Annotated in this window: 19 protein-coding genes and 1 pseudogene; 9 read left to right on the plus strand and 11 right to left on the minus strand. The window is 71.5% G+C overall.

Features of this window, described 5'->3' with window-relative positions; all coding sequences use genetic code 11:
* Positions 1-201: 201 nt before the first annotated feature.
* Together ACZ4QV_RS00255 and ACZ4QV_RS00260 are read right to left on the minus strand one after the other, a co-directional pair.
* Positions 202-627 (minus strand): SCO4983 family protein, encoded by a 426-nt coding sequence (locus tag ACZ4QV_RS00255; RefSeq protein ID WP_361583026.1) that lies wholly within the window; start codon positions 625-627, stop codon positions 202-204.
* Positions 628-750: 123 nt separating this feature from the next.
* Entirely contained in the window at positions 751-1,962 is a 1,212-nt protein-coding gene (locus tag ACZ4QV_RS00260) for a pyridoxal phosphate-dependent aminotransferase (RefSeq protein ID WP_361160146.1), read from the minus strand.
* Positions 1,963-2,160: 198 nt separating this feature from the next.
* On the opposite strand from ACZ4QV_RS00260, the gene ACZ4QV_RS00265 reads away from it, so the two are divergent.
* Positions 2,161-4,020 carry a P-loop NTPase fold protein gene (locus tag ACZ4QV_RS00265; protein ID WP_361638080.1) on the plus strand — a complete coding sequence of 620 codons (1,860 nt, stop codon included), beginning with the start codon at positions 2,161-2,163 and terminating at the stop codon, positions 4,018-4,020.
* Here the strand turns inward: ACZ4QV_RS00265 and ACZ4QV_RS00270 are convergent.
* Both ACZ4QV_RS00270 and ACZ4QV_RS00275 read right to left on the minus strand, forming a co-directional pair.
* Positions 3,956-5,572 (minus strand): N-acyl-D-amino-acid deacylase family protein, encoded by a 1,617-nt coding sequence (locus ACZ4QV_RS00270; RefSeq protein WP_361160140.1) that lies wholly within the window; start codon positions 5,570-5,572, stop codon positions 3,956-3,958. The genes ACZ4QV_RS00265 and ACZ4QV_RS00270 overlap by 65 nt on opposite strands.
* A gap of 239 nt (positions 5,573-5,811) precedes the next feature.
* A complete protein-coding gene (locus ACZ4QV_RS00275; RefSeq protein WP_467762420.1) occupies positions 5,812-7,152 on the minus strand; it encodes an amino acid deaminase in 1,341 nt (446 codons plus the stop codon).
* Between the two features lie 319 nt (positions 7,153-7,471).
* On the opposite strand from ACZ4QV_RS00275, the gene ACZ4QV_RS00280 reads away from it, so the two are divergent.
* From ACZ4QV_RS00280 to ACZ4QV_RS00295, 4 genes are all read left to right on the plus strand, one after another.
* Positions 7,472-8,536, plus strand: coding sequence for a sugar kinase (locus tag ACZ4QV_RS00280; protein WP_467762545.1), 1,065 nt, complete (start codon positions 7,472-7,474; stop codon positions 8,534-8,536).
* Positions 8,533-9,315 (plus strand): IclR family transcriptional regulator, encoded by a 783-nt coding sequence (locus ACZ4QV_RS00285; RefSeq protein ID WP_361583034.1) that lies wholly within the window; start codon positions 8,533-8,535, stop codon positions 9,313-9,315. Before ACZ4QV_RS00280 ends, ACZ4QV_RS00285 begins: the two co-directional genes overlap by 4 nt.
* Complete coding sequence (locus tag ACZ4QV_RS00290; protein WP_467762421.1) at positions 9,312-9,722, plus strand: RidA family protein; 411 nt, start codon at positions 9,312-9,314, stop codon at positions 9,720-9,722. Before ACZ4QV_RS00285 ends, ACZ4QV_RS00290 begins: the two co-directional genes overlap by 4 nt.
* Positions 9,723-9,847: 125 nt before the next feature.
* Entirely contained in the window at positions 9,848-11,338 is a 1,491-nt protein-coding gene (locus ACZ4QV_RS00295; protein WP_361160127.1) for a GntP family permease, read from the plus strand.
* 64 nt (positions 11,339-11,402) lie between these two features.
* Here ACZ4QV_RS00295 and ACZ4QV_RS00300 read toward each other — a convergent pair whose 3' ends face one another.
* The 6 genes from ACZ4QV_RS00300 to ACZ4QV_RS00325 form a co-directional block, all read right to left on the minus strand.
* A complete protein-coding gene (locus tag ACZ4QV_RS00300; RefSeq protein ID WP_467762422.1) occupies positions 11,403-12,032 on the minus strand; it encodes a hypothetical protein in 630 nt (209 codons plus the stop codon).
* 29 nt (positions 12,033-12,061) lie between these two features.
* On the minus strand, positions 12,062-12,766 hold the full coding sequence (locus ACZ4QV_RS00305; protein ID WP_467762423.1) for a hypothetical protein: 705 nt from the start codon (positions 12,764-12,766) through the stop codon (positions 12,062-12,064).
* Between the two features lie 34 nt (positions 12,767-12,800).
* On the minus strand, positions 12,801-13,286 hold the full coding sequence (locus ACZ4QV_RS00310) for a hypothetical protein (RefSeq protein ID WP_467762424.1): 486 nt from the start codon (positions 13,284-13,286) through the stop codon (positions 12,801-12,803).
* 161 nt (positions 13,287-13,447) lie between these two features.
* Positions 13,448-14,080, minus strand: coding sequence for a putative T7SS-secreted protein (locus tag ACZ4QV_RS00315; RefSeq protein WP_467762425.1), 633 nt, complete (start codon positions 14,078-14,080; stop codon positions 13,448-13,450).
* Entirely contained in the window at positions 14,080-14,412 is a 333-nt protein-coding gene (locus tag ACZ4QV_RS00320; RefSeq protein WP_467762426.1) for a hypothetical protein, read from the minus strand. Before ACZ4QV_RS00320 ends, ACZ4QV_RS00315 begins: the two co-directional genes overlap by 1 nt.
* Positions 14,413-14,780: 368 nt before the next feature.
* Entirely contained in the window at positions 14,781-16,133 is a 1,353-nt protein-coding gene (locus tag ACZ4QV_RS00325; RefSeq protein WP_361618929.1) for a M14 family metallopeptidase, read from the minus strand.
* Positions 16,134-16,337: 204 nt separating this feature from the next.
* Between ACZ4QV_RS00325 and ACZ4QV_RS00330 the strand changes: the two genes are divergently transcribed.
* Positions 16,338-17,258 (plus strand): S1 family peptidase, encoded by a 921-nt coding sequence (locus ACZ4QV_RS00330; RefSeq protein ID WP_361638071.1) that lies wholly within the window; start codon positions 16,338-16,340, stop codon positions 17,256-17,258.
* A 131-nt stretch (positions 17,259-17,389) separates the two neighbouring features.
* On the opposite strand, the pseudogene ACZ4QV_RS00335 reads toward ACZ4QV_RS00330, so the two are convergent.
* A pseudogene (locus ACZ4QV_RS00335) lies at positions 17,390-18,398 on the minus strand (chitinase).
* A 336-nt stretch (positions 18,399-18,734) separates the two neighbouring features.
* Here ACZ4QV_RS00335 and ACZ4QV_RS00340 point away from each other — a divergent pair.
* From ACZ4QV_RS00340 to ACZ4QV_RS00350, 3 genes are all read left to right on the plus strand, one after another.
* On the plus strand, positions 18,735-19,766 hold the full coding sequence (locus ACZ4QV_RS00340; protein WP_361618359.1) for a hypothetical protein: 1,032 nt from the start codon (positions 18,735-18,737) through the stop codon (positions 19,764-19,766).
* Positions 19,767-19,914: 148 nt separating this feature from the next.
* On the plus strand, positions 19,915-20,637 hold the full coding sequence (gene cpaB / locus ACZ4QV_RS00345; protein WP_361147274.1) for a Flp pilus assembly protein CpaB: 723 nt from the start codon (positions 19,915-19,917) through the stop codon (positions 20,635-20,637).
* Positions 20,638-20,650: 13 nt separating this feature from the next.
* On the plus strand, positions 20,651-22,018 hold the full coding sequence (locus ACZ4QV_RS00350) for a CpaE/TadZ family protein (protein WP_361583048.1): 1,368 nt from the start codon (positions 20,651-20,653) through the stop codon (positions 22,016-22,018).

Below are 22,018 nucleotides of genomic sequence, written 5' to 3' on the forward strand. Positions count from 1 at the left end.
CGTCGGTCGGGGGGGCCCGACCCCCCGGCGGGCGCCCCCGGGGGGGGCGCGGGGGGGCGCCCCGGGCGCCCCCCCGCCCCCCGGGGGGGCGGGGGGGGGCCCGGCCCCCCACCCCCCCCCCCCGCCCGTCTCGTTTCCGCGGCTGGCGGCCCGCCGCCGTCACGCCCGTACCCGGCTCGGGCCGGCTGGGATCGGGCCGGCTCAGGCCGTGGCCAGCTCCGGCACCGCCCCATCGGCCTCACGGGCCTCATGGATCTCCATACGCTCCGCCGCGAGCGCGGCGGCAGCGGCGTCGGCCCGCGAGGTGGCGACGGCCAGGGCGCTCCCGGCCAGCATCCGGGCCCGCCGGTGCAGCCGGGGCGCGCGGGCCGGGTCGCCGCCGCCGGTCGGCGCGGCACGCAGCGGGTGGACCCCGCCGCGCAGCCGCGTCACCTGCTCGGCGATGCGCTCGGCGGCGTCGTCCAGGGCGGGGTCGGCAACGGTGGCGCGCAGCTCGTCGGTGACGGTGAGCAGCGCGGTCAGATGACCGGCGAGCCGGATGTCCAGTTCCTCCGTGCGGGAACGGTGCGGGACCTCCTGGTCGGCGGCCATGGAGTGGACCGACTTGGTGCGGATCGGTTCGTACATGGGACGGCCTCCTGGCAACGCTCAACGGCTAGGAGACCATCCTAGCTTAGACAGTGTCTAAAGTTGTGATCCGTACAGTCCGCGTACGGGTGACATTCCCCGGGGCGCGCTACCGGCCCGAGCTCAGTACTGCCCGTAGCCGTCCAGGAACCTGCCGATGCGGGTCACCGCGTCCGTCAGATCGTCCTTGTTCGGCAGTGTGACCAGGCGGAAGTGGTCCGGCTCCGGCCAGTTGAAGCCCGTACCGTGCACAATCATGATCTTCTCGGCGCGCAGCAGGTCCAGCACCATCTGCCGGTCGTCCTTGATCTTGTAGACCTTCGGGTCCAGCCGCGGGAAGGCGTACAGCGCGCCCTTGGGCCGGGTGCAGGTGACGCCCGGGATCTGGGTGAGCAGGTCGTACGCGGTGTCCCGCTGCTCCACCAGGCGCCCGCCCGGCAGCACCAGGTCGTTGATCGACTGGTGTCCGCCGAGGGCGGTGGCCACGGCGTGCTGCGCGGGCATGTTGGCGCAGAGTCGCATGTTGGCGAGGATCGTCAGCCCCTCGATGTACGAGGCCGCGTGCGCCTTCGGGCCGCAGACCGCCATCCAGCCGCTGCGGTAGCCCGCCACCCGGTAGGACTTGGAGAGCCCGTTGAAGGTCAGGGTCAGCAGGTCGGGGGCGAGCGCGGCGAACGGGGTGTGGGTGACGCCGTCGTAGAGGATCTTGTCGTAGATCTCGTCGGCACAGACGATCAGGTTGTGCCGGCGGGCGATCTCGGCGATGCCGCGCAGCAGCTCGTCGTCGTACACGGCACCCGTCGGGTTGTTCGGGTTGATGACGACGATGGCCTTGGTGCGGTCGGTGACCTTGCGCTCGATGTCGGCCAGGTCCGGCATCCAGTCCGCCTGCTCGTCGCAGCGGTAGTGCACCGCCGTACCGCCGGACAGCGAGACCGAGGCGGTCCACAGCGGGTAGTCCGGAGCCGGTACGAGCACCTCGTCGCCGTCGTCCAGCAGCGCCTGCATGGACATCTGGATCAGCTCGGAGACGCCGTTGCCGAGGTAGACGTCGTCGACCGACAGCTCGATGCCCTTGGTCTGGTAGTGCTGCATCACCGCGCGGCGGGCGGAGAGCAGCCCCTTCGCGTCGCCGTAGCCGTGGGCGGTGCCGACCGTACGGAGGATGTCCTCCAGGATTTCCGGCGGGCACTCGAATCCGAACGCCGCCGGATTGCCGGTGTTGAGCTTGAGGATGCGGTGTCCCGCTGCTTCGAGCCGCATCGCCTCCTCAAGGACCGGGCCCCGGATCTCGTAGCAGACGTTGGCGAGCTTCGTTGACTGGATCACCTGCATGCCAGCCACCATACGGGCGCGTAACACGCCCCGCCTGGTGTTTTAGTTCACCCTGGACACCTGGTGGTGTGGGGTTGCTCACCCGCCGTGACGGAGCGGGCGCCCCACGCGCCGCCGAGGGGCGTGCGCGAACGGCCCCCGCGCCCGGCGCATCAGCGGTACGCTCCGGCGCGGTGAGCGGACGACCACGGGGGCGGCATGGTGGCATCGGAACAACGGCTCGCGCTGCTCAACGACGAGCCGGTGGACACCGCCGGCACCGACCTGCTCGGCTCGGGGCAGGCCGCCCGGCAGCTCGCCGGCCTGCTGGTCGCCTCCCGCGCCTCCACCCCGTTCACCCTCGCCGTCGACGCCGGGTGGGGGATGGGCAAGAGCAGCCTGATGCGCTTGGTGGACGCGGAGCTGTCGTCGGTGCCCGAGGTGCACACCGTCTGGTACAACGCCTGGACCTCGACCGGCGCCGACGCCCTGGAAGGGCTCATCAAGTCGGTGCTGATGCGCTTCGACCGCAGACTGCTGCGGCGCGCGCTGCACCGGGCCTCCGAACAGCGGGCGCTACTGCGCGTCCTACGGGCGCTGGCGGCCCTCGTGGCCGGTCCGCTGGGCGCCGCCGGGCTGGTCGACGAGCTGTGGAGCAACCTGTCCGTCAACTCCCAGGCCCGCAACGGGATGCGCGACGCGATCCGCGACCTGGCCCAGGAGTGGGCCGAGAACGCGGAGTATTCACCGCGACGGATGCTGGTCGTCTTCATCGACGACCTGGACCGCTGCTCCGAGGAGACGGTGCTCGCGGTGTGCGAGGCGGTCAAGGTCTACCTGGACGTACCGGGGCTGGCGTTCGTCATCGGCTGCGACCGTTCGGCGCTGGGCCCGAGCGGCTTGCTGCGCGACCTGTCGCCGGCCGGGGCCGCCTTCATGGAGAAGATCTTCCAGACCACTTACCGCATCCCGGTGGCCGGCGGTCAGGGCGTGCAGGAGTACATCGGGTGGTGCGCGCGCACCGCCGGTATCGAGCGGCTGCTGGACGAGCCGCTGGTCGAACTGCTCGCCGAACGCTCGGCCCGTAACCCGCGCCGCATCAAACGGCTGGTCAACGGCTTCGTCCTGGAGGCCACCCTCAACCCGATGTGGGCGGACCACCCGCCGGAGGCCGTCCTCCGCACGTTGCTGATCCAGTACTTCTACGCCGACTTCTACCGGATGATGACCAGCCCGCCGAGGGCCGACGGCGGGGATGTGATCGCGGACTTCTGTACGTACCGGCGGGTGCGGACGCTGCTGCGGGCTCCGGGGGCCGTCCCCGAGCAGGAACGCCCGATGGTGAACGCCTTCCTGGAGCAGCGTGATGTGGCGCGCGACCCGGGGAATCCCCGTGCGGCGCTGCAACGCCTGGAGCGCGAACTGCCCACGGTCTTCCCCGACATGGTCGCCGATCCCGGCTTCAACTCCCTGCTCGACGGCCTGCTCGGCCTGCCGCGTGCCGAGGAGCTGGTGCGCAGGCTGCGCGAGGGCGCGCCGTCGATGGTGACGCTGCCGCGGCGAGGGCCGGACCCGGTGACCGACGTGCCGTCCGTACGGGGTGGTGTGTACGGGCCGGACCCCGGCGCGATCGACTACGGGTCGCCCCGGCCCGCGGCCGCCGTTGAGCCCTTCACCAGCCGCACGATCCTCTGGGTCGACGACCATCCCGAGAACAACGTCACCCTGGCCGCCTGGTTCCGGGGGGAAGGGGCGACCGTGGAGACCGCCGTCGACTCCCGGTCCGCCGACGCCGCCATCGCCGCCCGGACACCGTCATTGATCATCTCCGACATCGCCCGGGGCTCGGACGGCCGGGCCGGATTCACCCACGTGGAGGCGCTGCGCCGGGAACAGCGCTACACCGGCCCGGTCGTCTTCTACGCAGGACGGGTCACACCCGCCCGCCAGGACACCGCCCGCGCGCTGGGCGCACTGGGCGTCGCGGCCGACGGCGACGAGCTGTTACGGCTGGTCAGGAGCGCGTTCGCCGCACCGACCGCCCCGCCAGCACATCCGTCCGCCGCCCGTCCTCGATGACGAACCGCCCGTCGATCAGGACGTGCGGGATGCCGGCCGGCAGCACCCGCGGCGTCTCGAAGGTGGACCCGGCGCCGACCGTTTCCGGGTCGAAGAGGACCAGGTCGGCGCGGTAGCCCTCGCGGACCAGGCCGCGGTCGGGCAGCCGCAGCCGGGCGGCGGCGCGCGAGGTCAGATGCGCGACGCACTCCTCCAGCGACAGCACACCCAGCTCCCGTACGTACGTACCCAGGTACTTCGGGAACGTGCCGTACGCCCGCGGGTGCGGCTTGTGGCCCTGGAGGATGCCGTCGCTGCCGCCGGTGTGCACCCGGTGGCGCATGATCGCGCGGACGTTCTCCTCATGGCCGACGTGCTGGAGGATCGTCGAGCCGAGCCGGTCCTCGACCAGCAGCCGCCGGGCCGTCGTCCACGGCTCCTCGCCGCGCTCCCGCGCCGACTCGGCCACCGTCCGGCCGACGTACCCCGCCAGCGCCGGGTGGGAGACGCCGGAGATCTCGATGGTGTCCCACTCGATCGGCACGCCGTGGCAGCCGTCCGCGCCCTCCACCTCCATGACGTGCCGGATGCGCTCGGCGGCCGCGTCGTCCCGCAGCCGGTCCAGGATCGCGTCGGGCCCGCCCTCGCTCGCCCAGCTCGGCAGCATGGCGACCAGCGTCGTACAGCCAGGCGTGTACGGATACGTGTCGAGGGTGATGTCCGCGCCGGACTCCAGGGCGCGGTCCAGGAGGGCGAGGAGTTCGGGGGCGCGGCCCTTGTTCACGCCGAAGTTCATGGTGGCGTGGGCGAGGTGCAGGGCGCAGCCCGCCTGGCGGGTCAGGCCGACCATCTCCTCGTACGCGCCCAGCGCGCCCGCGCCGTACGAGCGGTGGTGCGGGCAGTAGTAGCCGCCGTAGCGGGCCACGACCCGGCAGAGTTCGGTGAGTTCGGCGTCGTCCGCGTACATGCCGGGGGTGTAGGTGAGGCCGGAGGACAGGCCGACGGCGCCCTGCTCCAGGCCCTCGGCGACGAGCTGCTGCATCCGGGCGGTCTCGCCGGGCGTGGCCGCGCGGTCGTCCCAGCCGAGGGCGAGCATCCGGACCGTGCCCTGCGGGATCAGGTACGCGGCGTTGACGGCGATGCCCTGGCCGTCGAAGCCGTGGTCGAGGCGGTCCAGGTACTCGCCGACCGTGCGCCAACTGAAGTCGATGTCCGAGCCGTCCCCGTTCCAGCCGGTGATCTGCGCGCGGACCTCGGCGAGCGTACGGTCGTCGACCGGTGCGTACGACAGGCCGTCCTGGCCGATCACTTCGAGGGTGACGCCCTGTGCCGCCTTCGCCTCGTGCGCCGGGTCGCGCAGCAGCGCGAGGTCGCTGTGCGCGTGCATGTCGATGAAGCCGGGGGAGAGGGCCAGGCCCGCGCCGTCCAGCACGCGGGCGGCGCCGGGGCGCGGCCCGGAGTCCGTCTCCCGGCGTATCTCGGCGATCCGGCCGTCGGCGAGGGCGACGTCCGCCCGGTAGGAGGGGGTGCCGGTGCCGTCGATGACGCGTACGTCGCGGACCACGGTGTCCATGACCGAACTGCCTTTCCTGTCGAACAAAGGCCTCGAGCCGGGCCGCGCCGCGCGGCCATGGCGTACGGGCCCCGCTCCGGCATCGGGGGGATGAGCCGGAGCGGGACCCGGGCGCGCCCGGGGGTGGGCGCGCCGGCCGGGGGCGGGGGGTGCCCCCGGCGTTCGGCACGGGACTCGGGGGTGGTGCCCCGCGCCGAAGTCTCGCGGCCCTCAAGGGGAGGGCCGTCGTACGGGTTCCGTCAGAAGAACGTACGGACGTAGTCCACGACCGTGCCGTCCGCCTCGGCCACCGGGATCAGCTGCCACTTGTCGAAGGACGTGCACGGGTGCGACAGACCCAGCCCGACCCAGTCGCCGACCTCCAGGTCACCGGCCCGCTCCGTGCTGACCCAGGCGTGCTGGTCGGACAGTTGGGTGACGGTGACGCCGTCCGCGGGCCGTACGGTGCCGTCCCGGCCGGACCGTACGACCTGGGCCTGCGGCAGGTCGAGGTCGTACGCCGCGTCGCGCTTGCCCGCGTTCAGGAACGCCTGCTCCGGCGTCGGGCGGGAGACGACCTGGGACCAGAGCCGGAAGGCGGGCTGCAGGGCGCCCTCGTCCGGGACCCGGTTGAAGGGCGTCAGGCGGCGGTAGTGGCCGTCGTCGTGCGAGACGTACGCGCCGGAGCGCAGCAGCTTCAGCAGCGGCCGGGACAGCTCGGGTGCCTCGTCGAACACCTCGGCGACCGCGTCGAACCAGGCGCTGCCGCCCGCGCTGAGCACGATCTCGTCCAGGTCGGCGAAGCGTCCGGAGCGGTCGAAGGCGACGGTGAGCGCGAGGAGGCGGCGCAGCCAGGCCGTCACCCGCTCGTGCGTGGCGTCGGGCACCTCGCCCTCGTACCCGGCGATGCCGACCAGGCGCAGGGTGTCCACGCCCGCCACGGCGTCGGCCAGTTCGACGCACTCCTCGTCGGTCCGCACGCCGGTACGGGCGCCCTCGCCCGCGGCCAGCTCGACGACCACGTCCACCGGACGGGTCGCGCCCGCCTCGCGCAGGGCGGCGTCCATCAGCTCGATGCCGCGCAGCGAGTCGACGTAGCAGACGCAGTGGAAGCCGGGGTCGGTGTCCAGTTCGGCGGCGAGCCAGCGCAGCGCGGCGGCGTCGACCACCTCGTTGGCGAGGAAGATCCGCTGGATGCCGTAGGCGCGGTAGACGCGGGCCTGGTGGGGGACGGCGGCGGTGATGCCCCAGGCGCCGTGCGCGAGCTGGCGGGCGAAGAGCTGCGGGGCCATGGAGGTCTTGCCGTGCGGGGCGAAGGCCAGGCCGTGCCGGTCGGCGTAGGTCTCCATCAGCGCCAGGTTGTGTTCCAGCGACTCGGCGGACAGGGCGAGGACGGGGGTGGTGAAGCCGCCGGTGAACAGGTTCCGGCGGTCGGCCGCCAGCTCGCCGACGGTACGGCCCGCGGCATCCGGGGGAAGCCCCTTGAAACGGTGGTCGACCCGTTCGTCCGCGAGGGTCCTCGCGTGCCGCTCGGCGGTGGCTGCGTCGGCGCCGGGTGCGGCGCCGGTGGCGCTGCGGTCGGCGTGGGGCGCGGCGGCCATGGGGGCCTCCTCAAGTTCTTGTTGCACTATATGCAACACCCATTGCGCATATCGCTTACTGCTGTCTAACATCCGAGCCATCGCCGGGTCAATGGTGCGTAACACGTCGCGGAACGGCTCAACACGGCCCGTACGCAAAGGAGTGCAGGAAATCGTGACCACGTCCAGCAACGTCAGCGCCGACGGCAACGACGCGACGGACGGCACCGCGCCCGCCCGCGACGACGCGCCAGGCGGTACCGCGCCCGCCCGGAACGACGCGGCGGACGCGACCGCGCCCGCCCGGCCGGGCGCCGATGTCGTCTGCCTCGGCGAAACCATGGTCACCTTCATGCCCACCCGGCCCGGGCGACTCGCCGACGTGCCCTCCTTCGAGCGCGGCGTCGGCGGCGCCGAGTCCAACGTCGCCTGCGCCCTCGCCCGCACCGGCCACCGCACCCGCTGGATCTCCCGCCTCGGCACCGACGGCTTCGGCGACCACGTCCGCGACGCCGTCGCCGCCTGCGGCGTGGACGTCTCCCACGTCCAGCGCGACCCGGTCCGCCCCACCGGCGTCTACTTCCGCACCGCCGGAGAACGCGCCACCGGTACGGAGACCGGAGCGGGCGAGGCCGAGGTGGCGTACTACCGCGCCGGATCCGCCGCCTCCGCCATGTCCCCCGAGCTGCTCGACGCCGACGCCCTGCGCGACACCCGCGTCCTGCACCTCACCGGCATCACGGCAGCCCTCTCCGACAGTTGCCTCGACGTGCTGCGCGCCCTCACCGCGCCGGCTCCCGGCCGCCCGCTCGTCTCCTTCGACGTGAACTACCGCGTCGGCCTCTGGCGCGACCGCACCGTACGCGGCCCCGAACTCCTCCTCGACCTCGCCCGCCGCTGCGACCTGGTCTTCGTCGGCGAGGACGAGGCCGCGGCCGCCTGGGACCTGCACGGACCCGACGCCGTACGCGACGCCCTGCCCGAGCCCGCCGTCCTCGTCGTCAAGCAGGGCGCCGACGGGGCCACCGCGTACGCCCGCCGGGCCGACGGCACCGACACGGTCACCCACGCCCCCGCCCTCACCGTCGACGTCGTCGCCCCCGTCGGCGCCGGAGACGCCTTCGCCGCCGGATTCCTCTCCGCCACCCTCCGCGACCTGCCCCTCTTCGCCCGCCTCCGGCACGGCCACCTGATGGCCGCGGCCTCCCTCACCGTCCCCGGAGACGTCGGCCCGCCCCCGTCCCGCGACCTCGCCGACCACCTTGCGGGCCTCGACCCCGCCGCCTGGGGGAGACTGCGACTCGGCCCCGGCTGGACCACCGACGGTGACGCACCCACTGACCGCAGCAGCGACACCACCAGCCACGGGGTGCACAACCCACGGGTGGAGGTCCGTACCCCATGAGTCAGACAGTCGACCGCGCACTGAGCATCCTGCCCCTGCTGGCGGAAGGCCCGGCCAACCTCGAACAGGTGGCGGGCCGTCTCGGCGTGCACAAGTCCACCGCCCTGCGCCTGCTGCGCACACTCCATGAACACGGCATGGTCTACCGCCAGGGCGACCAGCGCTACCGCCTCGGCGCCCGGCTCTTCGCCCTCGCCCAGCAGGCCGTGGAGAACCTCGACGTCCGCGAGATCGCCCACCCGCACCTCGTCGAACTGAACGAGCAGTGCGGGCACACGGTGCACCTCGCCGTGTACGAGGAGAACGAGGTCCTCTACATCGACAAGGTCGAGAGCCGCTATCCCGTACGGATGTACTCGCGCATCGGCAAGCCGGTCGCCATCACCGTCGCGGCCGTCGCCAAGCTGCTGCTGGCCGACCTGCCCGAGCCCGAGCGCCGCGCGCTCGCCGAAAAGCTCGACTACCCCCTCTACACGTCCCGTTCGACACCCCACGCTCAGGCATTCCTGGCCGAGCTGGCCAAGGTGCGCGAACAGGGCTGGGCCACCGACCTCGGCGGCCACGAGGAGTCCATCAACTGCGTCGGGGCCCCCATCCGCGGCGCGGACGGCCGGCTCGTCGCCGCCATGTCGGTCTCCGCGCCGAATGTCGTCGTCACGGCCGAGGAACTCCTCACCCTGCTCCCGCTGGTACGCCGCACCGCGGACGCCATCAGCCGGGAGTACTCCGGAAACACCCGCGTACCCGACACGCAAGACCAGAAGGAAGCCCGACCATGACCGAGAAGACCGCCCTCACCCCGGCCACCCACACCACCCCGCCCGCCAAGTTCTCCCACGGCGTCAAGAAGGGCAACATCCTCCAGGTCGCCGGCCAGGTCGGCTTCCTGCCCGCCGTCGAGGGCCAGGCCCCCACCCCGGCCGGCCCCACCCTGCGCGAGCAGACCCTCCAGACCTTCGCCAACGTCAAGGCGATCCTCGAAGAGGGCGACGCGAGCTGGGACGACGTCATGATGATGCGCGTCTACCTCACCGACGTCGACCACTTCGCCGAGATGAACGAGATCTACAACGCCTATTTCGAGGCCGAGGGCCTCAAGGAGGCGCCGGCCGCCCGTACGACGGTGTACGTCGGCCTCCCCAAGGGTCTCCTCATCGAGATCGACGCCCTCGCGGTACTGGGCTGACCGGGGCCTCCCCTTGCCGTTACCGCCGCTGAACCCGCCGCACGGCACGGCGCCCCACCCGCCCGGGGCGCCGTGCCGCGGTCCCCCCTGCCTGGAACCACCCTGTCTGACAACGGAGTCGTCACATGGTCCACGCTTCCCTCGCCGCTGCCGCGGCCCCCGCCGCACCACCGGCCCCACCCCACACCGGCGGTCTGCTGGCCCTCATACCGGGTACCCCCGGCCTCCTCACGGTCGCCGCCCTCGGAATCCTCCTGCTCCTCTTCCTCATCATCAAAGTCCGCCTCCAGCCCTTCGTGGCGCTGCTGGGCGTCTCCATAGCCGTAGGTCTGGCAGCCGGCCTCTCGGTCACCGAACTCTTCGGCACCGTCCAGAAGTCGTCCCTCCCCTCCCTCATCGAGAGCGGCATGGGCGGCATCCTGGGCCACGTCGCCATCATCATCGGCCTGGGCACCATGCTCGGCGCGATCCTCGAAGTCTCCGGCGGCGCGGAAGTCCTGAGCGCGCGCCTGCTCGGCCTCTTCGGCGAACGCCGAGCCCCCCTGGCGATGGGCCTGACCGGCCTGATCTTCGGCATCCCGGTCTTCTTCGACGTGGGCATCTTCGTCCTCGCCCCCATCGTCTACGCGGCAGCCAAGCGAAGCGGCAAAAGCATCCTCCTCTACTGCATGCCCCTCCTCGCCGGCCTCTCCATGACCCACGCCTTCCTGCCTCCGCACCCCGGCCCGGTAGCCGCCGCCGGCCTGTTCAAGGTGGACCTCGGCTGGATCATCCTCATGGGCATCGTCTGCGGCATCCCCGCCGTCCTGGCCGCATGGGCCTACGCCGCGTGGATCGGCAAGCGCCTCTTCGTCCCCGTACCGCAGGACATGGTCGAGGCCGCGGAGGAGGCCCGCGCAGCGGTGATCGCCGAGCAGTCCGCGGCAGGCGTCCAGCCCCACGAGAAGCCGGTGGCCCTCGGCACCGTCCTCACCATCATCGGCACCCCCCTCGTCCTCATCCTCCTCGCCACCTTCTCCTCGATCGCCCTTTCCCCCTCCACCCTCCGCTCGGTCGTCGAATTCTTCGGCAACCCCTTCGTGGCCCTGACGATCGCCCTGCTCCTCGCGTACTACCTCCTCGGCATCCGCCGCGGCTGGTCCCGCAAGTCCCTGGAAACCGTCTCCACCGCCTCCCTCAAGCCGGTGGGCAACATCCTGCTGGTGGTCGGCGCGGGCGGCATCTTCGGCGCCGTCCTCAAGGGCAGCGGCGTGGCCGACGCCCTCTCCGACACCTTCCACAACGTCGGCCTGCCCGTCATCCTGCTCGCCTGGCTGGTCTCCGTCGTCCTCCGCGTGGCCCAGGGATCGGCGACGGTCGCCATCGTGACGACCGCCGGCATCGTCCTCCCCCTGGTCGACGGCCAGCACCTCTCCCAGCCCCACCTCGCCCTGATCATCATGGCCATCTCGGCCGGTTCGATCTTCGCCTCCCACGTCAACGACGGCGGCTTCTGGATGGTCGCCAAGTACTTCGGCATCTCCGAACGCGACACACTGAAGTCGTGGACGGTGCTGGAGACGGTGCTGTCGGTGGTGGGGTTCGCGGTGGCGGCGGTGGTGAGTCTGGTGGTGTAAGGCACGTCAAGTGCCAGCTCTCCCGGGTGGAAAGGGCGCGGGGCGGGGCGACGGAGCCGCTGGTCTACCCGCGCTTGCGTACGAGGCCGGCCTGCTGCGCACGCGCGAGGCGGTCCGGGCCGGCCTCCTCGCGGGCGCGCGCCGCCTTGTCCCGCTTGGCGATCTCCAGAAACAGGGCTTCCTCGGTGCCGGGTACGACGAGGATGCCGCCGAAGGCGAGGTCGCCCGCGACCCACGCGCCGTTCTCGGCTTCCTTCGGCCACCGGCGGCGCCCGATGACGTTCACCGCCCGGACCCACGGCGCCGGGCCCTGGCCGCCGCCACTGATCTTCAGAGTGAAGGCGGTGCCGTACTTGGTCCAGGTGTCCGCCTCCTTCCTCGCCACGCGCGGCCGGTACTCCAGGGGGTAGGTGCGGAGCACCGCTCGCAACTTGCCGAGCCGGATGTCGAACACGAAGCGGTAGAAGGTGAAGAAGGCGAGGAAGACCGCGACGACGGCGATCGGGCTCAGGAAGGGGGAGTCCCAGGTTCCGGTCCGGGTCAGCACGGTGGGTACGGCGACCAGTACGGCGATGATCACCAGCCGCAGGGCAAGGTCCCCGAGCAACCGCCCGGTGGCACGCCTGAGGACACGCTCGATGTCCACGGGGGCGGGCGGGACGGGCGGAGCCGTGGCACGGGATGCGTCGGTCAACGTGTCTCCTCGGGGCTTTTCGGGGCGGCTCAGCCGAAGATGTCGCGTACGGTGCCGCCGGCGGAATCCTGCCCGGCGGGGCCCTCCTCGGGCCCCTCCGCGCGCGTCGGGTCGGTGAAGGTCAAGGTGGCCGCCGTACCGAGCAGGACGTCGCGGTAATCGTCGGCCAGTTCCACGGTGGCGGTCACCAGTTGCACCACGATGATGTCGGGCGTGCCGGTGCCGGTCACAGCCACCGTGCCCTGCCAGACCGTGCCCTCCGGCGGGTCGTCGGCGTCTTCCGGCGACCTGCCCGGGGCCGTCGTGCGCCGCTCGGCCTCGGAGAGAAAGCCCAGGCCGCAGGGGAGTTCGACCGGAGTGAGGGTCTCACCGGGCGGCCGGTCGCCGGGTGCGCCCAGGAGGCCGGCGAGTACGAGCTTCGGGTCGACCCCGGTGGACGGGACGGTGGACACGGTCAGGACGGAGAACGCGATGCCGCCCGCGCCGTCCGGGTGCAGGCCGATCGCACAGCCCTGCACCTCCTGGTCGTTCAGCAAGGTCAGGATGCCCGCGTAGAAGCGGAACGCGCCCTCGGCACGCCCGCGTACGTCGTCGGGCAGCGCGCGTACCTGGGCGGTCAGGTACTCGACGCGTTCCAGCGACGGATGGAGGTCCACCCGAACGTAGCCCTCGGGCAGTCCGTACCAGAAGGCGGGGCGGGACTCGGCTGCCGGTTCGGCCAAGGCGCCGTTCATGTGGTGCCCGCCTTCCGGTGCTGGTCGGGGCGGGTCACGCGATGCCCACCAATCCGGCGATGCCGTGCAGGGTCGCGGCGGCCTTCGTGCTCTCGGCGGTGTTGTGGCCGGCGCCTTCCTTCGGCAGCCAGCCCAGGCTCTCGGCGGACGACGCGAGGTTGGCGGTGACGTTGACGCCGTTGGCACTGATCTCCGTGACGCGCTTCGCGGCCTCCCTGCCGCCCGCGCCGAACGCGGCGGCGCCGTCCTCGGCGGCCGTCGTCGCCTTGCCGGAGAAGGCGGGCACGATCTCCTTGGCGAACCCGGACACCTGCTCCGAGCGGGAGACCGCCACGCCCCACCGCTCGGCCGTCACGGACGCCTCGAAGACTTCCTTGCCGGCGCGCCCGAGCGCGCCCACGCCGGGGATCATCCCAACGGTGTCACCGGCCAGCGAGGCGTAGGCGGCGAAGGTGTCCCAGCCACCCTTCTCGCCCGCCAGCGCGGCCCTGAACTCGGGGTCGGAGAGGTTCTTGGTCATGGACGCGGCGCTGGCCACCACCGCGATACCGGCGAAGAGCGGCGTCAGCGGGGTGGGGAAGAGCGCCAGCAGCCCGGCGATGGCGCCGATGGTGCCGGCGTGCTCGTACAGGAACGCGCCGACGGCCTTGATGCCGTCCCAGATCGCGTTGACGGCCTTGCTCAGCCAGCCGGTTCCGTTGGGGCGAGCTTGTCGGTGGCGCCGTCGAGCTCCTTGGCGACCGTCTCGGCCTGGTCGGCGTGGGTGGTCTCCAGCCGCTCGGCCTTGCTGATGACGTCGTTGTAGGAGCTGTTGGCGTTGTTGAGCGCGGTGGTCGCCTCGTTGAGGTTGCGCTCGGCCGCTCGCAGCCGCTGTTCGGCCGCGTCCGCCTCGGCCTGGGAGGGGAACTGCTGCCCGGCCAGCTTGAGGTCGGGGTGCTCCGCGGCCTTGGAGCGGTGTGCGGCGGCCCGGTCGGCGGTGGCCTTGCGCTCGCCCGCCTCGTCGTCGTACTTGCGTGCCAGGTCTCGATTGGACGTCAGATCGCCGTCCCAGACCTTCAGTTGCGTGGACGCTTTCTCCAGGGAGCGGGCGGCATTTTTGATGTAGGTCGGCAGTTCCCCGTCCAGTGCCTCGCGGAATGCCTTGGCCGCCTCGCCCTGCCAGTAACTGCTCTCACCGATGAGCTGCTGGATCTGGTGGTGACAGGTGCGCAGCGCAGCGGCCGCCCTGGTGACTTTCTGCTGGAGCGCGGTGACTTCGGAAGGGACGCCGGGTACGGGGTTCCAGCCGAGGTGCACGTAGGGATTCGCTGCCATTACCTGCCCCTTCCCCCCTGCCCGGCCGAGGTCGCTTTCTGCGTGATTTCCTTGAGGGCCGCTTCGAGTGCCTTCTCGACCTCTTCGTAGCCCTTCTTGTTGGACTTCACGCCCTCGCTTATCGCGTCGATCATCTTCTTGGTCTGCTCGGACCCGTACTTCCAGCGGTCCTGGAACCCGTCGCACGCCTCGTCCAGGCGTCCGGTGCCGATCTGGTCGGCCCGTACGTGGGAGAGGGCCGAGCGGGCCTCGTTCAGTTCCCGGACGCAGTCTTCGAGGGTCTTGAGAAAGGTCCCCAGCTGGTCCGTGTCGATTGCGAAATGCTCCCCCATGGAACGCGGAACTCCCTAGCCGGACACCGCCACGATCCGGACATCGCCTCGATGCGGACAAAGGGTGAATTTCCGTGTCAACGCACGCGAAGGTGAATCGAGACCGGTGTATTCGCCGTAGGGGCACCTTACATTGCGGCGAATTCAAAGCCCGGCCAGGCTTTATTGATCTTGTTCCGGGGATGCTCGCGCCGGGGTAAAGGGTCGGTATAGCCGGACTTGTCGTGGTGCGCCGGAACGCAGGACGGGAATGGGAACGCTTGCGCAATCGTACAAGTGTCGGCCAAGCGTCGGCAGTCGAAGTGCGGACCGCACGGCGGGCCGGGCCCACGGTGACGACCGCAGGCCCGGCGGACGGACTTTTCGGCTCAGTTCGTCTTGCAGTACTGCGCCTCCTTGCCGATCGAGCGGTACATGCAGTCGCTGTTCTCCAGGAGTTGCAGGACCGCGTCGCGGTTGCGGGAGGTTTCGCGGGCGATGACGGAGTCGCGGGGGTAGAAGCCGCCCTGGCCCGCCGAGGAGGGGTACATCTCGAAGGTGTAGCCGAAGATCTTCTGGTCGCCCCAGAGCCAGTCGTCGATGGAGCCGTCGGTGATGTAGAGGTCGCTGGACTGCTCGGGGGTGTAGCCGTTGCTGGCGGCCATGGACTTGCCGACGGCGGCGAAGGCGTCGCGGTCGTCCTGGGTCATGCCGGGGGCGGTGTCGTTGTAGGTGTAGCCGTACGGCCACAGGACCAGTTCGCTGTACGTGTGGAAGTCGATGGCGGTCTTGATCTGCTGGACGCCGCCGACGATCCGGCTGCGGACGAAGTCGGCGACGACCTTGACCTCCGGTGCGGAGGCGGGGGCCCGGCCGCGGTAGGTCTCGGAGCCGGTGCTGCCCGAGGAGCCGCCGCAGCAGCCCCACTTGAAGTCCCAGTTGCGGTTCAGGTCGGTGCCGACGTTCGCGGAGCCGCTGTTGGGCTGGCGGTTCTTGCGCCAACTGCGGAAGGAGCCGGTGGCGATGTCGTAGGCGCCGCCGTCCGGATTCACGTCCGGGATGATCCAGATCTCGCGGGAGTCGAGCATCTTGGTGACGCGCGGGTCGCTGCCGTACTTGGACGTGTAGTCGTTGAGCAGGTAGAGGGCCATCTCGACGGTGAGGTGTTCGCGCGCGTGCTGGTGCGCGGTGAAGAGGACCTCGGGTTCGTTCTCGTCCTGGGCGACGTTCTTGCTGAGCTTGAGGGCGAGGATGTCGCGGCCTTCGTAGGTCTTGCCGATGACGCGCTTGCCGAGCAGGGCCGGGTACTTGGCGACGAGCGCGTTGATCTCGGCGGTGGCCTCGGCGTTGTTGTGGTACTTGCCGTAGCCGGAGGGGAAGTCCTTGATGCGGTCGCCGGTGCCCGAAGGGGGCGCGGGCAGCGCCCGCAGCCGGTGGCCGAGCTTGCGTACGAGGGCGGCCTGCGCGGTGTCCGCGGTGATGACGACGGTGCGGCCGTGCACCTCGTCGATGGACACGCCCGTCGAGGCGAGGGCGCTGCGCTGGGCCGCGGTGGCGAGGCCGGTGATCTCGTACTGGCGGGGTGTGCCGGTGTCGGCCGCCGTGGTGCCGGCCGCGGCGGTCCTGGTGGGAGTGGGCTGACGAGGGGAGTCCTCCGCGCGGGCGGCGAGGGGTGCGGCCAGCGCGAGGGAGACGAGCGCGGTGAGGACGGTGGTCCGTCTGCCGCGTAACCGTGGTCGCATGGAGTGACCTCCGTGGGGGTGTGAGGCTGGCGACGGCGCCAGTGTTTTGCCTTGGCATGGCTCGGTCAATGCTTTGCGTTGACACAAACACGCCAATTTCGCGCGGGTTTCCGGAAGATTCTTGCCAGCGGCCTGTGCCGCACCAACAATGCGCACGACAAGTCCGGCGCCACGCCGGACTCACCAGTGTGAGAGGACCCCCACATGAACAGACCTCTCGTCGGCGCCCTGGCCACGGCCGTCCTGAGCGCCACGGCGCTCATCGGCGCCACCGGCACGGCCGGCGCCGCCACGACGGCGGACGCGGCGGACCGGGGTGCGGCCCGGACCGCGGTGGCGCCGCAGCTCCAGCCGGTGCAGACCGCCCAGGCCGCGGCGCAGGCCAAGCCCAAGGCCGTGAACTTCGCGGGTACGGTCGCGCTCAGCAACTGCTCGGGTTCGATCGTCCGGATGCCCACCTCGACCGACAACGACCCGGCACTGGTCATGTCCAACGGCCACTGCCTGGAGAGCGGCATGCCCGAGCCGGGCGAGGTCGTCGTCGACCAGCCCTCCAGCCGCAGCTTCACCGTGCTGAACGCCTCGGCCGGCAACCTCGGCACCGTACGTGCCACCAAGGTCGTCTACGGCACGATGACCGACACCGACGTGTCCTTCTACGAACTCTCCTCCACCTACGCCCAGATAAAGCAGCGTTACGGCATCAAGGCGCTGGACATCGCCACCAGCCACCCGGTCAAGGGCGCCGGCATCACCGTCGTGTCCGGCTACTGGAAGAAGACGTACTCCTGCAACATCGACGGGTTCGTCCCGCAGTTGAAGGAGGGCGGATATGTGATGAAGGACTCGGTCCGCTACACCCCGGCCTGCAAGACGATCGGCGGTACGTCCGGCTCACCGGTCATCGACAACGCCACCGGCAAGGTCACCGCGATCAACAACACGGGCAACGAGAACGGCGGCCGCTGCACGATGAACAACCCGTGCGAGATCGACGAGAACGGCAAGGTCACCGTACGCAAGGGCATCAACTACGCCCAGCAGATCTACACCGTCCCCAAGTGCTTCGGGACCGGCAACAAGCTGGACCTGGGGCGGGCTGGGTGCGTGCTGCCGAAGCCGTGACAGCCGTGACAGCTATGACAGCCGTGACAGCCGTGATGGCGGGGAGGCACGAATAGCCCGCAGGACGTGAGCCGGCCGCGCGGTGCTCCGGGCACCGCGCGGCCGGCCGTCCGCCGGATACGTACGGCCGGTTACGGCAGACCGTGCACGTGCGCCCCCACCTGGCCCGCGAACGCGCCGCCGTTCGCGGCGTCCCAGTTCGTGGACCAGGCCATCGCGCCCCGCAGCCCCGGGTAGGTCTTCGACGGCTTGAACGAGCCGCAGTTCTTGCCCTGCGTCAGACAGTCCAGCGCCGCGTTGACCACGGACGGCGGCGCGTACCCGCCGCCCGCCGCACGGGACGACGCCGGGACGCCGATGCCGACCTGCGACGGAGCGAGCCCGCCTTCCAGTTGGACGCAGGCGAGCGAGGTGAGGAAGTCCACCGTGCCCTGCGAGTACACCTTGCCGTCACAGCCGTTCATCGAGCCGCTGTTGTAGTACTGCGTGGTGACGACCGTGAGGAAGTCCTTGATGTTCAGGGCCGTCCTGAAGTACTCGTTCTGCGGCGACTGCATGTCGATCGTCTGCGGCGCCATGGTGACCACGATGTCGCTGTGCTGGGCGTGCACGGCCTTGAGCGCCTTGGTCATGTAGGTCGAGTCGAGGCCGTTCTCCAGGTCGATGTCGACGCCGTCGAAGCCGTACACGTCCATGAGCCTGCCGAGGGAGTCGGCGAAGTTCTTCGCGGAGGCGTCGTCGCTGACGGACACCGCGCCCTTCTCGCCGCCGACCGAGATGATCACCGACTTGCCGGCGGCCTGCTTGGCCCTGATGTCCGCCTTGAAGGCGTCGGCGGATGCGTAGCCGACCGCCGGATCGAGGTGGAAGTCCAGGCCGCCGGGCACGCTCGTCGCCTCGGCGAAGGAGACCGCGATGATGTCGTAGGCGTCCGGGACGTCCTTGAGCTTCTGGACCGTGGCGCCGTTGTCGAAGTTCTGCCAGTAACCGGTGACGGCGTGCTCCGGTGCGGGGCGGGGCGCCCGCCGCGACGAGGCCGGTCGAGGTCAGTGCCGCGGCGGCCAGTCCCGCCAGGGCTCTGACGGCGCGCCGTGCGGGACGTCCGGCACGTGCTGCTCTTCCTGATCGTGCGCGTACCACTGGTGCCTCCGTGGGGGGGAGTTGGGCTGGGTGGTGCTGCTGCGCGTTCAGGGGTCCCTGAGCTGCTGTGGTGCTGATGTTGTGTGTGGTGCTTCGTGCTGGCGTACAACGTGGTCCAGACCAATGTGCGTGTCAAGAGGTCGCGCGGAACCGGGAATTCCCCGGAGAACGGGGAGCGGGGAGCGGCGCGGGCGGGCGAGGAGACGCCAAGTCGGACGCCCAGTACCCCAGAACGTGTTCTCCCGGGCGGAACTCGTGGATAAGGTGCTGAGCCAACAGCAGTGCCGACAGCGCCAACAGTGCCGACAGCGCCAGCAGCGCAGTGGGGGACGCGACGTGCCGACCGCGATTGCAGTCACCAGCGCCGATCTGGCGCTGCCCGCCACCGACCGGCAGACCCCGGCCGCCGTCGTCGTCCGGTCCCCGCACACCCAGCCGCTGGACGAGGCGCTCAACGAGCTGGGCGCGGTGCTGGAGCACCACGGCCACCTCGTGGCCCTCCACTCCACCGCCTGCCCGCCGGAACACGTCCGCCGGCTGCACACCCTGCGCGCGGTCCTGGAGAGCGACCGGTTCGCGATCCTGCCGATGGACCTGCCGCCGCTCGGATTGGCCGTGCTGGCCCAGCAGCTCCGGCAGTTGTCGCTGTGCGACTTCAGCCCCGGGCTGCTCGCCTGTGCCGCCCGCCTGCTGGCGCACTACGTGCACGCGGGCGCCCTGCTGGGCAGCGTGGCCCGCCTCGACAGGGTGGCGACGGACCTCCGCTCCCACCTGCGCTCCTGGGTGCCCGGCGCGTACTTCGCGGTACTCGCCAACCCGGAGCCGCACCTGATCCGCCTCGACCGGCACGCCGAACGGGCCGCCGAAGCCGGCCTGCGCGCACCCGGCTTCGCCACCCGCCTCGTCTGGGCGCGCGGCCAGGTGTCCGGCGAGTGGGTCGGCGGTGTCCTGGCGCGCTCCTGGCAGGTGCAGGGGACGCACGAGGTGCCGCTGCCCGCCGAGTCGGCGGTGTGGTGGGGCACGCCCAAGGCCGCCGAGTTCGCGGCGGCCATTCCGGATCTCTCGGTGCTCTATCAGCTCGTGGCGTCCGTACGGAGAGAGGAGTGCCGCTGGTGCGGTCTCGAACTCATCGGCGACCGGTGCGCGTTCTGCTGTGCGCCGACCGCCGTACCGGGTGCGGCGGCGGACACCGGGCGCCGTACGGGCGGGGCCGCGCGGCCCCGCACCGGAAACGGACCGGGCGCCGCACCGGAGGACTCCGCCACGCCCGCCTCCTCCCTCCTGCGGCGCCGGGGCCTGGCACCGGTGTCGCCGGGCGGTGTCCCGGGCCCGGAGCCGGGACGGCGGACGGCCGTACGGTCACGCTGATCCGTCCCGTACCGGCCCCGGTACCGGTTCGCCCGTGCGGACCGCCCGGCGCGAGACGGCCCCACCGTCCGTGACCGCCCCGCCCGGACCGGGCCGCCGCCCCCACTTCCGCCCCCGCCCGCACCGATCCCGACGAGGTCCCGCACCCATGAACTCACGCCAGCGCCGCGGAGTGATCCTGCTGCTCCTGTCGGTCCTCTGCGCGCTCGGCGCGTTCGTCGGCGTGCTGTCGGTGATACGCGAGGTGGAGTCCAAGGTCGGCCCCGAGCGCACCGCGTACCGGCTGAAGGCGGACGTGCCCGCCTACCAGGCGCTCGACCCAGGTCAGTTCGAGAAGGTGGAGATACCGGAGCGCTGGCTGCCGTCCACCGCCGTCACCGACCTGGCCCGGGTCCGCGGGAAGATCACCGTGACACCGCTGCACAAGGGCTCGCTGCTCCAGGACGACATGGTCGTCGACCGCCCGGCGCTCAAGCCGGGCCAGCAGGAGATCGCCATCATGATCGACGCGGCCACCGGCGTGGCCGGGAAGATCAACCCAGGGGCCCGGGTGAACATCTACGCCACCTTCGAGGGCAAACGCTCCCAGGACCGGCCCGTCTCCAAGGTGATCGTGGCGAACGCCCAGGTCATCGACCGGGGCAAGCTCACCCCGCTGGAGCACAGGGACCCCGGCGACACCCGCTCCTCCAGCACCCGCCGCGCCACCGACGCCGTACCGATCACCTTCGCGCTGAACACCCAGGACGCCCAGCGCGTCGCCTACGCGGAGTCCTTCGCCACCCACGTACGGCTCGCCCTCGTCGCCCCCGGCACCGAGGCCGACATCCCGCCCGCGGAGCGCACCTACACGCTCGACGGCGACAAATGACCCGGAGGCCCTGGTGACCATCCGCATCCTCCCGGCGGTCGGCGAACCCGACGCAGCCCGAGCCGTGTCGTCGCTGCTCAGCCAGTTGCCGGGCGCCGAGCCCGGCGCGCCGGTCGCCGACTCCACCGCCCTGGTCAACGCGCTGGACCAGGCCGTCTCCCGGGCCGCCGCCGGCTCCCCCGACCGGCCGGGGCCGCCGTCCGCGGTGGACGAGCTGCCCGAGGTCGTCCTCGTCCACGAGCGCATCGGCCCGGTGCCCGCGCTGGAGCTGATCCGCGACATCGCGCTGCGCTTCCCCGCCGTCGGCGTCGTGCTGATCACCACCGACGCGGGCCCGGCCCTGTTCGCCGCCGCCATGGACGCGGGCGCGCGCGGCATCGTCGGCCTGCCGCTCGGCTACGACGAACTGGCGGCCCGGGTGCAGGCCGCGGCCCAGTGGGCAGCCGGCGTACGGGTCCACCTGGGCGGCGGGCAGGAAGCGGCGCTCGGACCGGCGGGCACGCTCGTCACCGTCACCGGCGCCAAGGGCGGTGTCGGTACGACGGTCACCGCCGTGCAGCTCGCGCTCGCCGCGCGCGCCGCAGGGCGCAGCGTCGCGCTGGTCGACATGGACCTCCAGTCCGGTGACGTGGCCTCCTACCTGGACGTCCAGTTCCGCCGGTCGATCGTCGACCTCGCGGACATCCAGGACATCTCCGTACGCGTCCTCCAGGACGCCGTGCACGCCCACCACACCGGACTGGGCCTGCTGCTGGCCCCGGAGGAGGGCGAGCGCGGTGAGGAGGTGGACGACCGGGCCGCCCGTACGGTCCTGGCGGCGCTGCGCTCGCGCTACGAGCTGGTGGTGGTGGACTGCGGCTCCCAGATGCAGTCCGCCAGCGCCGCCGCCGTCGAACTCTCCGACACGGCACTGCTCGTGACGACACCGGACGTGGTCTGTGTACGGGCCGCCAAGCGCCTCGTACGGCTGTGGGACCGGCTCCAGATCCGCAAGGCGGAGGACACCACGACCGTCGTCAACCGCCTCACCCGTCACACCGAGATCCAGCCACCGCTGGTCGGCAAGGCCACCGGCACCCGGGTCGCCCGGACCCCCGTACCGGCCGCCTTCAAGGAGCTCCAGCCGTACGTCGACGCCGGCCGGATGCAGGACCTGGACGCCCGGTCCACGGTCCGGCAGGCGCTGTGGGCCCTCGCCGGGGAGCTGGGCCTGGTCGACGCGCCGGCCGCGGCCCGGCAGGGGCGGGGCAGCCACCGCGCCCGTACGTCGCTGACCGGCCGGCGACGCAAGGCGCTGACGGCCGGGCCCGCAGCCGGGGAGCCGGGAGTGCCGGGGGCCGCGGGGGCCTTCGGCCCGGCCGGACCGTACGAGGAGGGCTGA

It is taken from the genome of Streptomyces sp. NPDC026394 (genome assembly GCF_055567735.1).

Bases quoted from the DNA above. Each gene is read 5' to 3' on its own strand.
- ACZ4QV_RS00255 (WP_361583026.1), bottom strand. From the start codon at position 627: ATGTACGAACCGATCCGCACCAAGTCGGTCCACTCCATGGCCGCCGAC.
- ACZ4QV_RS00260 (WP_361160146.1), bottom strand. From the start codon at position 1,962: ATGCAGGTGATCCAGTCAACGAAGCTCGCCAACGTCTGCTACGAGATC.
- ACZ4QV_RS00265 (WP_361638080.1), top strand. From the start codon at position 2,161: ATGGTGGCATCGGAACAACGGCTCGCGCTGCTCAACGACGAGCCGGTG.
- ACZ4QV_RS00270 (WP_361160140.1), bottom strand. From the start codon at position 5,572: ATGGACACCGTGGTCCGCGACGTACGCGTCATCGACGGCACCGGCACC.
- ACZ4QV_RS00275 (WP_467762420.1), bottom strand. From the start codon at position 7,152: ATGGCCGCCGCGCCCCACGCCGACCGCAGCGCCACCGGCGCCGCACCC.
- ACZ4QV_RS00280 (WP_467762545.1), top strand. From the start codon at position 7,472: ATGGTCACCTTCATGCCCACCCGGCCCGGGCGACTCGCCGACGTGCCC.
- ACZ4QV_RS00285 (WP_361583034.1), top strand. From the start codon at position 8,533: ATGAGTCAGACAGTCGACCGCGCACTGAGCATCCTGCCCCTGCTGGCG.
- ACZ4QV_RS00290 (WP_467762421.1), top strand. From the start codon at position 9,312: ATGACCGAGAAGACCGCCCTCACCCCGGCCACCCACACCACCCCGCCC.
- ACZ4QV_RS00295 (WP_361160127.1), top strand. From the start codon at position 9,848: ATGGTCCACGCTTCCCTCGCCGCTGCCGCGGCCCCCGCCGCACCACCG.
- ACZ4QV_RS00305 (WP_467762423.1), bottom strand. From the start codon at position 12,766: ATGAACGGCGCCTTGGCCGAACCGGCAGCCGAGTCCCGCCCCGCCTTC.
- ACZ4QV_RS00310 (WP_467762424.1), bottom strand. From the start codon at position 13,286: ATGACCAAGAACCTCTCCGACCCCGAGTTCAGGGCCGCGCTGGCGGGC.
- ACZ4QV_RS00315 (WP_467762425.1), bottom strand. From the start codon at position 14,080: ATGGCAGCGAATCCCTACGTGCACCTCGGCTGGAACCCCGTACCCGGC.
- ACZ4QV_RS00320 (WP_467762426.1), bottom strand. From the start codon at position 14,412: ATGGGGGAGCATTTCGCAATCGACACGGACCAGCTGGGGACCTTTCTC.
- ACZ4QV_RS00325 (WP_361618929.1), bottom strand. From the start codon at position 16,133: ATGCGACCACGGTTACGCGGCAGACGGACCACCGTCCTCACCGCGCTC.
- ACZ4QV_RS00330 (WP_361638071.1), top strand. From the start codon at position 16,338: ATGAACAGACCTCTCGTCGGCGCCCTGGCCACGGCCGTCCTGAGCGCC.
- cpaB (WP_361147274.1), top strand. From the start codon at position 19,915: ATGAACTCACGCCAGCGCCGCGGAGTGATCCTGCTGCTCCTGTCGGTC.